Source organism: Streptomyces sp. NPDC046866 (assembly GCF_040704625.1).
Classification (GTDB): Bacteria; Actinomycetota; Actinomycetes; order Streptomycetales; family Streptomycetaceae; genus Streptomyces.
The window spans coordinates 167,043-178,950 of the sequence record NZ_JBEYXN010000012.1 but is presented as its reverse complement, the minus strand read 5'-3'; the positions used below and the strand labels follow the sequence as shown (position 1 = coordinate 178,950).

11 protein-coding genes are annotated in these 11,908 nt (G+C 74.7%); 7 read left to right on the top strand and 4 right to left on the bottom strand.

All coding sequences use genetic code 11. The features are described 5' to 3' along the window. Positions 1 to 53: 53 nt before the first annotated feature. Positions 54 to 911, bottom strand: a complete 858-nt coding sequence (locus AB0953_RS19740) for a DUF4184 family protein (RefSeq protein ID WP_366860774.1) — start codon at positions 909 to 911, stop codon at positions 54 to 56. 234 nt (positions 912 to 1,145) lie between these two features. On the opposite strand from AB0953_RS19740, the gene AB0953_RS19735 reads away from it, so the two are divergent. The 3 genes from AB0953_RS19735 to AB0953_RS19725 all read left to right on the top strand — a co-directional run bounded on the left by AB0953_RS19735 (position 1,146) and on the right by AB0953_RS19725 (position 3,473). Next, complete coding sequence (locus tag AB0953_RS19735) at positions 1,146 to 2,279, top strand: lytic transglycosylase domain-containing protein (RefSeq protein ID WP_366860773.1); 1,134 nt, start codon at positions 1,146 to 1,148, stop codon at positions 2,277 to 2,279. Positions 2,280 to 2,355: 76 nt separating this feature from the next. Beyond that, on the top strand, positions 2,356 to 2,499 hold the full coding sequence (locus AB0953_RS19730; RefSeq protein WP_366860772.1) for an SPW_0924 family protein: 144 nt from the start codon (positions 2,356 to 2,358) through the stop codon (positions 2,497 to 2,499). 11 nt (positions 2,500 to 2,510) lie between these two features. Beyond that, the gene (locus AB0953_RS19725) at positions 2,511 to 3,473 is read left to right on the top strand and encodes a DUF3068 domain-containing protein (RefSeq protein WP_366860771.1); all 963 of its coding nucleotides are present in this window, start codon (positions 2,511 to 2,513) and stop codon (positions 3,471 to 3,473) included. Here AB0953_RS19725 and AB0953_RS19720 read toward each other — a convergent pair. Together AB0953_RS19720 and AB0953_RS19715 are read right to left on the bottom strand one after the other, a co-directional pair. After that, positions 3,463 to 6,375 carry an ATP-dependent helicase C-terminal domain-containing protein gene (locus AB0953_RS19720; RefSeq protein ID WP_366860770.1) on the bottom strand — a complete coding sequence of 971 codons (2,913 nt, stop codon included), beginning with the start codon at positions 6,373 to 6,375 and terminating at the stop codon, positions 3,463 to 3,465. The genes AB0953_RS19725 and AB0953_RS19720 overlap by 11 nt on opposite strands. A 3-nt stretch (positions 6,376 to 6,378) precedes the next feature. Beyond that, complete coding sequence (locus AB0953_RS19715) at positions 6,379 to 7,248, bottom strand: class I SAM-dependent methyltransferase (RefSeq protein ID WP_366860769.1); 870 nt, start codon at positions 7,246 to 7,248, stop codon at positions 6,379 to 6,381. Positions 7,249 to 7,589: 341 nt separating this feature from the next. Between AB0953_RS19715 and rpsA the strand changes: the two genes are divergently transcribed. The 4 genes from rpsA (at position 7,590) to AB0953_RS19695 (ending at position 11,548) form a co-directional block, all read left to right on the top strand. After that, positions 7,590 to 9,095 carry a 30S ribosomal protein S1 gene (gene rpsA / locus AB0953_RS19710; protein WP_361902070.1) on the top strand — a complete coding sequence of 502 codons (1,506 nt, stop codon included), beginning with the start codon at positions 7,590 to 7,592 and terminating at the stop codon, positions 9,093 to 9,095. A 226-nt stretch (positions 9,096 to 9,321) separates the two neighbouring features. Beyond that, positions 9,322 to 10,260 (top strand): PAC2 family protein, encoded by a 939-nt coding sequence (locus AB0953_RS19705; RefSeq protein WP_366860768.1) that lies wholly within the window; start codon positions 9,322 to 9,324, stop codon positions 10,258 to 10,260. 82 nt (positions 10,261 to 10,342) lie between these two features. After that, positions 10,343 to 10,957 (top strand): dephospho-CoA kinase, encoded by a 615-nt coding sequence (gene coaE, locus AB0953_RS19700; RefSeq protein WP_366860767.1) that lies wholly within the window; start codon positions 10,343 to 10,345, stop codon positions 10,955 to 10,957. Positions 10,958 to 11,158: 201 nt separating this feature from the next. Continuing rightward, positions 11,159 to 11,548 (top strand): tetratricopeptide repeat protein, encoded by a 390-nt coding sequence (locus tag AB0953_RS19695; protein WP_366860766.1) that lies wholly within the window; start codon positions 11,159 to 11,161, stop codon positions 11,546 to 11,548. Between the two features lie 41 nt (positions 11,549 to 11,589). Here the strand turns inward: AB0953_RS19695 and AB0953_RS19690 are convergent, their stop codons facing one another. After that, a complete protein-coding gene (locus AB0953_RS19690; protein ID WP_366860765.1) occupies positions 11,590 to 11,847 on the bottom strand; it encodes a DUF6343 family protein in 258 nt (85 codons plus the stop codon). Between the last annotated feature and the right edge of the window lie 61 nt (positions 11,848 to 11,908).

Below are 11,908 nucleotides of genomic sequence, written 5' to 3'. Positions count from 1 at the left end.
CGCACCCGACCCCCGTCGGGCCCGGCACCCGGGCCCGGCGGGGGTCGGCCGCGTCAAGGGGCGGGGACGGGCGTCCGGGATTCCTCGGCCGCCGGGCGGCCGGCGCCCCGGTGGCGGAGCCGGACCAGGACCCCGTACAGGACCAGGGCCACGGCGAGGCCGGCGCCCGCGCCGAAGCAGACGGTGGGGATGATGTCGAGCGGCGAGCGGATCCGGTCGTAGAAGGTGAAGAACCGCATCACCCGCAGCGTGGTCCCGACCGCCATGCCCGCCGCGAGCAGGGCGACCGCGTACAGGATCCCCGCACGCCCGAGGACCGGCACGGCCGCGGGCGCCGGCCGGTCGGGCTGCCGGCGCAGGGCCGTCACCGAGAACCAGAGCAGCACCCCGGCCGCCAGCGCCGACGACCCGTACTGCACGTACGTGTACAGCGGCAGGCCGAAGGCGATCGGCTCGCCCAGCCACGGCAGCGCGTTCGTCCCCCACCGGTCCATGTGCGTGAAGCTGTCCCACACCACGTGGGTCAGGGAGCCCGCCACCGCCGACAGGTAGAACCACAGCGCGAGCACGGCCGGCCTGCGGCGGCCGCCGTGCCAGCGCTCGCCGCGGACCAGGGCGTGGACGCGGCCCTGGCGGGCCCGCGGCACCAGCGCCACCAGCGGCTCGCGCAGCAGCAGCCAGCAGGCCGCGAGCCCGGCCGTCAGCACGGCGTCGGCGGTGAACACGCCGGCCAGGGAGTGCGTGAACGCCCCGTACCGCATGACGCCGGAGACCACGGCGTCCCCGAAGTAGCAGGTGTCCGGCGCGAACGAGCCGAGGACGAGCGCCGACGCGATCAGAGGACCGCGCGCCCGCCCGGACCGGCGGACCGCCGGCAGGACTGCGGCGGCATGGCTGAGAGTGAACGGCACGGCACCTCGCGGGGAACTCGGAGACGGTCGGAGGAAGTCGGGTCACGCTTCCCTTACTTCGGGCCAATGCGCCCCGAACGGTCCCGACAGTATGCGTGAGCTGCACGAGGCGTGGGGAAGTGGTGAAGCCTGGGCGCCGAGCGGTGGCAGGGTGAAGGGAGCTGACGTAGGGTCACGCCGACGTCGAGGGGGAGGGGACCCGGCTCCATGTCGGCTCGGATATCGAAGCGTGGCGTGCGTGTGCTCGCCAGGGGCGCGGCGACCGCCGTGGTGTCGGCGGTCGTGGCCGCCGCGCTGACGGCCTCTCAGGGCCCGTTCCCCGACCGGATCGCTGCGGCCGGCGAGAGCGGCGCCGGCACGCAGGCCGCCCCGGCCCCGGTGGGCGCAGCCGGCGGGGCCGGTGCCTGGTCCGCCGAACTCCCGCCGCCGGCCGGCCTCGAGCCGTCCGCGTCACCGCTTCCCGACGGGGCCGGGAGCGAGCCGTCCGCCGCAGGCGCCGCAGCCGCCCACCAGCCCGTCGCCATGGGCGGGGAGGAAGGGGCGCAGGGGATCCCCGCGACCGTGCTGGCCGCGTACCGGCTGGCGGAGCGGCGGACCGGGCAGAGCGATCCGGGGTGCGGGCTGCGCTGGCAACTGCTCGCGGCGATTGGGAAGGTCGAGTCCGGGCACGCGGGCGGCGGCCGGGTCGACGCCGCCGGGACCACGCTGCGGCCGATCCTGGGCCCCGTCCTCGACGGCAACGGCTTCGCCGCCATCCGCGACACCGACGGCGGTGCCTACGACGGGGACACGGTCCACGACCGGGCCGTCGGGCCGATGCAGTTCATCCCGTCCACCTGGGCGGCGTGGGGCCAGGACGCCGACGGCGACGGACGGCGCAACCCGAACAACGTCCACGACGCGGCGCTCGCGGCCGGGCGCTATCTGTGCGCCGGCACCCGGGACCTCCGGGCGGGCGCGGACCTGGACCGGGCGGTGCTCTCGTACAACCGGTCCGCGGAGTACCTGAGGACGGTGCGGTCCTGGTACGCGTACTACCTCACGGGCGCGCACGAGATCCCGGACGGGACCGGCCCGGGCACCCCGGCGAAGCCGAGCCCGACGCCGACGCCGACGCCGACGCCGACTCCGACTCCGAGCCCTGCGCCGAAGCCGAGCCCGACGCCGAGTCCCACGCCGAAGCCGAGTCCGACGCCGACCCCCACGCCGAGCCCGAAGCCCACGCCGACACCGACGCCGAGCCCCAAGCCCACTCCCACCCCCACGCCGAAGCCCAGCGGGAGTCCGAGCACGGGGCCGAGCGCGAAGCCCAGCCCAGGTGCGGGCGGTGGGGTGCCGGCGCCGGCCGCCTCCCTGCGAACGCCGTAGGCGAACGGTTCTCATCTCGGCCGCGCATTGCTACGGTGCCCCCGCCTGACGCCCCATCAGATCAGGAGGTACCGGCATGCGCGCATTCGCCGCCGCCGCGATCGGGCTGGCCGCCGCGCTCGCCCTCGTCCTCGCCGTCACGGCGCTCGGGGCGCCCGAAGGCGCGACCTCGCCCAAGCCGCTGCTCACCACCGCGCCCACCGCGCCCGGACAGGAGTAGGGGGCCCGGCCGTGCGACGCAGAGCGAGCCTGGTCCTCCTCGCCGCGGCGGTGTTCTGCGCGGCCCTCGCGCCGCTGCTGCGCTGGTACGCCTACCCGCGGCTCGCCAAGATCCCGCCGAACCAGTACCAGGAAGTGGTCCTGGAGGCCAAGGACGCGACCCTGCTCGACTACACCGGCGGCATGCAGCCGAAGAAGGTCGACAAGGTGACGATCATCCAGACCCTCAAGGGCAACGTCGAGGCGTCTCGGGAGATCGAGGCGAGCGCCGGCCGGGACGTGGTGGTGTGGGACACCCTGACCCACATCGTCGGCCCGGACGGGAAGATGGTCTCCCAGATCCCCGAACGCTACGTCTTCGACGCCCACACCCAGGCCCCGATCCACGCCACCGGGGAGTCGGTGGACGGGGACCCGGTCCGGCGCGAGGGCATCGAGTTCAAGTGGCCCTTCTTCACCGAGCCCCGCGACTACCTCTACTTCGACGCGCAGACCCGCACCTCCGCACCCGTCCACTACGTCGGGCCGCGCCGCTTCCGGGGGATGGACGTCTACTACTACGAGCAGGACGTGCCCTGGACGAAGGTGTCCCTGCCGAAGAAGATGCCGATCGAGGGCATCGACCCGGCGACCTTCGAGCAGAGCACCGGCACGAGCCTCTGGTACCGGACCAAGGCGATGTTCTGGGTCGACCCGGTGACCGGGGCGCCCGTCAACGCCGAGCAGGTCATCGAGCAGGAGATGCGCGGCGGCATCGCGGCCGGGGCGCCGGAGGGGCGGCTGACCGTGTTCGCCGGGCACGTGACCATGCGGGAGGACTACAGCCGGCACACCGTCGCGCTGGTGAAGTCCAACCGGACGAAGGTGCTCGCCCTGCACACGTACGCGCCCGCCGCACTGGCGGCCGGCGGGCTCGTCCTGCTGGGGCTGGCGCTGTGGCTGGAGGCGCGCGGCCGCCGCCGCCCTACCGCCTGAGGCGGGCGTTGGTGTGCCGGGTCGGCTCGGCCGTCGAGGGGTCCTCCGGCCAGGGGTGCCTGGGGTAGCGGCCGCGGAGCTCGGCGCGGACCGCCCGGTAGCCGCCCTGCCAGAAGGAGGCCAGGTCGGCGGTGACGGCGGCGGGACGGCCGGCCGGCGATAGCAGGTGCACCAGGACGGGCACCCCCGCCACCCGGGGGGTCTCGGCCAGGCCGAACAGCTCCTGGAGCTTCACGGCGAGCACCGGCTGGTCCGCGGAGTAGTCCAGCCGGATGCGGGAGCCGCTCGGCACCTCGATCCGCTCCGGGGCCAGCTCGTCGAGGCGGGCGGCCTCGCCGGTGGCCCAGGGCAGCAGGCGGCGCAGGGCCTGGCCGGCGTCCAGCCGGGCGAGGTCGGCGCGGCGGCGGGCGGTGGAGAGCTCCGGCTCCAGCCAGTCCTCCGGGCGGGCGAGCAGGGCCTCGTCGGAGACGTCCGGCCAGGGCGTGCCGAGGGTGCGGTGCAGGAAGGCGAGGCGCTCGCGCAGCGCGACGGCGTCCGGAGGCCAGCGCAGCAGCGCGGCCGGGCCCTCGGCGGCGAGGCCCTCCAGGAGGGCGGCGCGGACCAGGGCCGGGGCGGGGGAGGGCAGGGGGCGCGTGCGCAGGGGGATGGCGCCGAGGCGGTCCGCTGCGCGGGCCACCACGTCGCCGGCCTCCCAGTGGACCTCCTCCGCGGAGGTCCGCAGGTGCTCGGCCGCCGCCAGGGCCGTCTGCTCGTCGAGGACGGCGGCGAGCCGGATGCGGGCGTCGGCGGAGCCGGCCCCCGTTCCGCGGTCGGCGACCGCGACGGCCAGCCAGGGGGCGTCGCCGAGCCGGGAGCCCTCGGCGAGGCCGGCCCCCGTCCCCGAGGCCATGAGGTACTGGCCGGGGCCGCGGCGCCGCGCCACGCGCTCCGGGAACGCGAGCGCGGCGACGACACCGGCGACGTGGTCGTCGGCCGGACCGTGCCGCCCGGCTTCGCCGGCCGGGGCCTGATGCTCCCCGCCCCGCCCTTCCCGCGTTCCCCGGACTCCGCCCGGCCCCGTTCCGGGGTCTCCGCCCCCGTACCCCCGCGCCTCAAACGCCGGCGGGGCTGGGTGGACCGGGTGGGCTGAACGGTTGTGACCTGGGGGTTCGAGTGCCGGGGCGGGGAAAATCAGCCCCTCCGGCGTTTGAGGAGCGGGGTCCGGGGCGGAGCCCCGGGGGGTCGGGCGCGCAGCGCCCGCCGACGGGCGGCGGCCGGGGCCGCGATCCCCGGTTTCGGGAAGGGGCGGGGTGGGGGACGGCTCGGCGCCGGCCAGCGCCGCGGCCAGCCGCTTGGCCTCGGCCCGCCACCGCGCTGCATACGCATCGCCCCCCGCCCGCGCCGCCCGCCACGCCGCGACGAGGTCGTCCCCGTACGCCCGCGGCGTCTCCTCGCTCAGCAGCGCCACCACCTCGGCCACCCGCCGCGCCACCCCGGCGGGGTCGGCGGCCGCCGACAGGGCGGACGTGCCGTCCAGGAGCGCCCGGGAGAGGCGGGGGTGGAGGCCCAGGCGGGACATCACGGTCCCGCGCGGCGTGACCCGCCCGGCCGCGTCCACCGCACCGATCGAGGCCAGCACCGACCGCGCTGCGGCCATCGCCCCCGCCGGCGGCGCGTCCAGCAGAGCCAGGCCCGATGCGTCGGGGTCCCCCCAGCAGGCGGAGTGCAGCGCGAAGGCGGTCAGGTCCGCCAGCTTGATCTCGGGCGCGGGGAAGGCCGGCAGGCGGTCGTGCTCGGCCTCGGCCCAGCACCGGTACACCACGCCCGGGGCCTCCCGCCCGGCCCTTCCGGCCCGCTGCCGGGCGGCGGCCCGCGAGGCCCGTACGGTGGTCAGCGTCCCGAGCCCCCGCGCATGGTCGGTCCGCGGCTCGCGCGCGAGCCCGGAGTCCACCACCACCCGCACCCCGGGCACGGTCAGGCTGGACTCGGCGACGGCGGTGGCGAGGATGACCCGCCGGCGGCCCGGGGCCGGGGGCGTGAGCGCGGCGTCCTGGACCGCGGCCGGCGCCCGGCCGTGGACCTGGAGAAGGTCGACGGCACCCTCACCGGAATCACCGGACTCACCGGACTCACCCGACGCACCGGCCGCACCGGCCACGCCGCCCAGCAGGGCGGCGACCCGCGCGATCTCCCCCACGCCGGGCAGGAAGCACAGCACGTCCCCCGCCCGCTCCGCCAGCGCCCGCCGCACCACCGCGGCCACGTGCGCCAGCTGCGCGGGGTCCACGCGCATCCCGTGCGGCGGGCGCACGGGCCGGGCCGGCGGGGCCCAGACGGTCTCCACCGGGTACGACACCCCGGAGGCCTCGACCACCGGAGCCCCGCCGAGCAGCCGGGCCCAGCCCGCCGCGTCGGTGGTCGCCGACGCCGCGACCAGCCGCAGCTCCGGCCGCAGGGCCTCCCGTACGTCCAGCAGGAAGGCGGCCGCGGTGTCGGCGTCCAGATGCCGCTCGTGGCACTCGTCGAGGACGACCACGTCGACCCCGGCCAGCTCCTGGTCCCGCTGCAGCCGCTGCAGCAGCACCCCGGTGGTGACCACCTCGACCACCGTGCCGGGCCCGGCCTTCCGCTCGCCGCGCACCGTGAAGCCGACCCGGCCGCCCACCTGCTCGCCCAGCAGCCACGCCATCCGCCGCGCCGCGGCCCGGGCGGCGATCCGTCGCGGCTCGGCGACGACCACCCGGCGGCGCGGGCCGTCGCCGACGAGCCCCGCCAGGACCAGCGGCACCAGCGTGGTCTTGCCGGTGCCGGGCGGGGCGCACAGAACAGCGGTCCCGTGGCCGTCCAGCGCGGACAGCAGCGCGGGCACCGCCTCCCGTACGGGAAGGGCGTCCAGGGCGGCGGTGCGCAGGGGGCCGGCCACGGCTCAGACCCCGTCCGCCCGCTCGCACACGAAGATCGCGGTGCCGGGGATCAGCCGGCCCCGCAGCGGGGACCAGCCGCCCCACTCCTGGCGGTTCCAGGCGGGCCACTCCGGCTCGACCAGGTCCAGCAGCCGGAAGCCGCCGGCGACCACGTCGCGGACCCGGTCGCCGAGGGTGCGGTGGTGCTCCACGTACACGGCGCGCCCCTGCTCGTCCTGCTCCACGTACGGGGTCCGGTCGAAGTAGGAGGCGGAGACGGAGAGCCCCTCCGGGCCGGGCTCGTCGGGGAACGCCCAGCGGATGGGGTGGGTGACGGAGAAGACCCACCGCCCGCCGGGGCGCAGCACCCGGTGGACCTCTCGCATCACGTTCACCGGGTCGGCGACGAAGGGGACGGCGCCGTAGGCGGAGCAGGCGAGGTCGAAGGAGCCGTCGCGGAAGGGCAGCCGCCCGGCGTCGGCCTCGACCAGCGGCACGGCGCCGCCGTCGATGCGCAGGGCGTGCTGGAGCTGGCGGTGGGAGAGGTCCAGGGCGACGGGGCGGGCGCCGCGGGCGGCGAGCCAGCGGGAGCACTGGGCGGCGCCGGCGCCGATCTCCAGGACGTCCTTGCCCTTGAGGGAGTCGGCCGGGCCGAGGAGGCCGGCCTCGGCCTCGTCCAGGCCCTCGGGGCCCCAGACGAAGCGGTCGTCGCCGAGGAAGGCGCCGTGCTCGCTCTGGTACTCGTCGGCGTTGCGGTCCCACCACCCGCGGTTGGCGCGGCTGCTCTCCGCGTCGTCGGCGTCACGGCGCGTGGCCTCGGCGTCGTCCTCGGCCCCGGCGGGGCCGCCGAGGGCGTCGTACGCGTCTTCGGGGACGTAGTCCTCTTGGTTCATGGGGCCCGTCGTCGTAGTCTGCGGAAGAGGTCGGAGGGCCATCAGGGTCCCCCCGCCCATGAATTGTGCCGGTTGTGCGGTGATCCGCCCGCGGTGTGCGCCTTCGCGCATTGACCGTGTCCGGCTGCCCCCGTATGCTACAAGTTGCGCTGCGAGCCTGTGCTCCTCAGACCTAGCAGGCTGCGCTTGCATCTGTTGATGTCCCCTCGGTTCTCGAGGCCCTGCTGCTTCCGGCGGCTTGGGGCTTCCTTGGCTGTCCGGCTTCTTCGGCAGATGCCGATAAGGGCTCCCGGCGTAGCAGTACCTACGACTTCAATGTCCGTACCGGAGCCCTTTCCCACATGACGAGCAGCACCGAGACCACCGCCACCACTCCGCAGGTTGCGGTCAACGACATCGGTAACGAGGAAGCCTTCCTCGCCGCGATCGACGAGACGATCAAGTACTTCAACGACGGCGACATCGTCGACGGCGTCATCGTGAAGGTCGACCGGGACGAGGTCCTGCTCGACATCGGTTACAAGACCGAAGGCGTCATCCCGAGCCGTGAGCTCTCGATCAAGCACGACGTCGACCCGAACGAGGTCGTCAAGGTCGGCGACGAGATCGAGGCCCTGGTCCTCCAGAAGGAGGACAAGGAAGGCCGCCTGATCCTCTCGAAGAAGCGCGCCCAGTACGAGCGTGCCTGGGGCACCATCGAGAAGATCAAGGAAGAGGACGGCATCGTCACCGGTACCGTCATCGAGGTCGTCAAGGGTGGTCTCATCCTCGACATCGGCCTCCGCGGCTTCCTCCCGGCCTCCCTGGTCGAGATGCGCCGCGTCCGCGACCTCCAGCCCTACGTGGGCAAGGAGCTCGAGGCCAAGATCATCGAGCTGGACAAGAACCGCAACAACGTGGTCCTGTCCCGCCGTGCCTGGCTCGAGCAGACCCAGTCCGAGGTCCGCCAGACGTTCCTCACCACCCTGCAGAAGGGTCAGGTCCGCTCCGGCGTCGTCTCCTCGATCGTCAACTTCGGTGCCTTCGTGGACCTGGGTGGCGTCGACGGTCTGGTCCACGTCTCCGAGCTGTCCTGGAAGCACATCGACCACCCGTCCGAGGTCGTCGAGGTCGGCCAGGAGGTCACCGTCGAGGTCCTCGACGTCGACATGGACCGCGAGCGTGTCTCCCTGTCGCTGAAGGCGACGCAGGAGGACCCGTGGCAGCAGTTCGCCCGTACCCACCAGATCGGCCAGGTCGTTCCGGGTAAGGTCACCAAGCTGGTTCCGTTCGGTGCGTTCGTCCGCGTGGACGAGGGCATCGAGGGTCTGGTCCACATCTCCGAGCTGGCCGAGCGCCACGTGGAGATCCCGGAGCAGGTCGTCCAGGTCAACGACGAGATCTTCGTCAAGGTCATCGACATCGACCTCGAGCGTCGCCGGATCTCGCTGTCCCTCAAGCAGGCCAACGAGTCCTTCGGTGCCGACCCGGCGTCGGTCGAGTTCGACCCGACCCTGTACGGCATGGCCGCGTCCTACGACGACCAGGGCAACTACATCTACCCCGAGGGCTTCGACCCCGAGACCAACGACTGGCTCGAGGGCTACGAGACCCAGCGCGAGACGTGGGAGCGCCAGTACGCCGAGGCGCAGGTCCGCTTCGAGCAGCACCAGGCCCAGGTCATCAAGAGCCGCGAGGCCGACGAGGCCGCCGCTGCCGCGGGCGAGTCCGCCCCGGCCGCCGGCAACGCCGGTGCGGGCATCTCGGGTGGTTCCTACTCCTCGGAGTCGGACGAGACCTCGGGCGCCCTGGCCTCCGACGAGGCCCTGGCCGCGCTCCGCGAGAAGCTGGCCGGCGGCCAGAGCTGATCGCAGGACCGCAGCACCACTCGCACTCCGGTGTGAGCTGAGCTGAACGCAAGGCCCGTCCCCGCAAGGGGGCGGGCCTTGCTGCGTTCAGGGGGGCCTTGCCGCGTTCGCACGGTGCGGCGTGCGCGGCGCACGGGCCGCGTTCCTGTGAATGCCGCCGAACGGGGAATGGCCCGGCCCCCTCGCACGTTCTCCGGAGAGATCACGGCGAGGAGGAGTGGTGACGGTGCTTGATCCACAGGGTTTGTACGAATGGGACGCCAAGGGCCTGGCAGTGGCGGACCTGGCGCTCGCCCAGGACTCGGCCGGGCTGGTCATGCTCTACCACTTCGAGGGGTACATCGACGCCGGTGAGACCGGGGAGCAGATCGTCGAGCGGCTCCTCGACACCCTGCCCCACCAGGTGGTGGCCCGCTTCGACGCCGACCGCCTCGTCGACTACCGGGCCCGGCGCCCGCTGCTGACCTTCCGGCGCGACCACTGGACCGAGTTCGAGGAGCCCCGCCTGGAGGTCCGCCTCGTGCAGGACGCCACCGGCGCACCGTTCCTGCTGCTGTCCGGTCCCGAGCCCGACGTCGAGTGGGAGCGCTTCGCCGTCGCCGTCCGGCAGATCGTCGAACGCCTCGGCGTCCGCCTCTCGGTCAACTTCCACGGCATCCCCATGGGCGTCCCGCACACCCGCCCCGTGGGCATCACCCCGCACGGCAACCGCACCGACCTCATGCCGGGCCACCGCAGCCCGTTCGACGAGGCCCAGGTGCCCGGCAGCGCCGAATCACTCGTCGAGTTCCGCCTGGCCCAGGCCGGACACGACGTGCTGGGCGTCGCGGCGCACGTACCGCACTACATCGCCCGCTCCCCGTACCCGGACGCGGCCCTCACCGTGCTGGAGGCGATCACGGCGGCGACCGGCCTGGTCCTGCCGGGCGTGGCGCACGCACTGCGCACCGAGGCGTACCGCACCCAGACGGAGATCGACCGGCAGATCCGGGAGGGCGACGACGAGCTCGTCTCCCTGGTCCAGGGCCTGGAGCACCAGTACGACGCGGCCGCCGGGGCCGAGACGCGGGGCAACATGATCGCCGAGCCGGCGGAGATCCCCTCCGCGGACGAGATCGGCCGCGAGTTCGAGCGGTTCCTCGCCGAGCGGGAGGGCGAGGGGTAGGGCCGGGGCCCCGGGAGCCGGGGCTTGTCGTTCGGCGCCCCGGCCGTACCGGGCCCCGGGAGCAGGGTCTAGTCTGCTGGGCATGCTGAGGGTGGGCCTGACAGGCGGAATCGGTGCCGGCAAGAGCGAGGTCTCGCGGCTGCTGGCAGGGTACGGGGCGGTCGTCGTGGACTCCGACCGCATCGCACGGGAGGTCGTGGAGCCCGGCACGCCCGGCCTCACGGCCGTGGTGGAGGCGTTCGGGGAGTCCGTCCTGACCCCCGAGGGGGCGCTCGACCGGCCCCGGCTCGGGTCGATCGTCTTCGCCGACCAGGAGAAGCTGAAGACCCTCAACGCGATCGTGCACCCGCTGGTCCGGGCCCGCTCCGCCGAGCTGGAGGCCGCCGCCGGGGACGGGGCGATCGTCGTACACGACGTGCCGCTGCTCGCCGAGAACGGACTGGCGCCGCTGTACGACCTGGTCGTCGTGGTCGACGCATCGCCGCAGACCCAGCTCGCCCGGCTGACCGCGCTGCGCGGGATGCCGGAGCACGAGGCCCGGGCCCGGATGGCCGCCCAGGCCACCCGCGAGCAGCGCCTCGCCGTGGCCACCCTCGTGATCGACAACGACGGGCCGCTGGAGGCCCTGGAGCCGCAGGTGCGCGCGGTGTGGAAGGAACTCATCGCGCGGGCGGCCACCGCTGCCCCGCAGGCCTGACGGACAGGGGCAGTCCGGGGGGTACGGGGCGTACGCCCGCTTGTCACGGGGCGTGCGCGCGCTCGCCACGCCGCGTGGGCGGGCCGGTACGCGGGGCGGTACGCGGGGCGGTCACGGTGCACCGGCCGGGCGCGGCGCCCCGTGGAATAGCGAGCCCGGGCCGGTGCGTTGAACGCGCCGGGAAAAGGGAAGGAGCAGACCGTGTCCGACACCACCCCGCAGGCGCCGTCCCCCGGTGCCTCCCCGGCGACGCACGTCATCGACTTCCGCGCCGCAGAGCAGTTGCTGGCCGCGCGCGACCCCCGCGGCGCCCTGAAGCTGCTCGACTCGGTCATAGCCGCCCACCCCGAGAGCATGTCGGCCCGGCTGCTGCGCGCCCGCGCGTTCTTCGCCTCGGCCCAACTGCGGTCGGCTGCCGCGGAGTTCGAGCTCGTACTGGAGCGCGAGCCGGACAACGCGTTCGCGCACTTCGCGCTGGCCCGCACCCACGAGCGCTCCGGCCGGCCCGACCGGGCACGCCGGCACTTCCGCCTCGCCGCGGCGCTCGACCCCCAGCCCGACTACGTCGCGGCCGCACGCTTCGACGCATAGCGGCGCATCGGCTGCCGGGACGCCCGGAGCCGGGGAGCCGGTCAGTGCCGGGGCGGCTCGTACGGGGGGACGTCAGGGCCGGGCTGGTAGTGCGGGCCCTGGTGGATGTGGTGGAGCACCACCCCCAGGTCCACGGTCGCGAGCACCGCGAGCGCCCCGCAGGCCGCGGCCCACCCGGGGTGGTCCGTCAGGGAGAACAGCGCGGTGCCCAGGGCCGCCCACAGCAGCCCCCACACACTCAGCCAGAACCGCAGCCGCAGCGCACTGCGGGCGGTCACCGGCTCGTTCCCGGAACGCATGGCCTCATCGCCTCCGTCCAGCCCCTCCCCCCATGGTCCCACCGGCGCCCCGAAGCCCTCG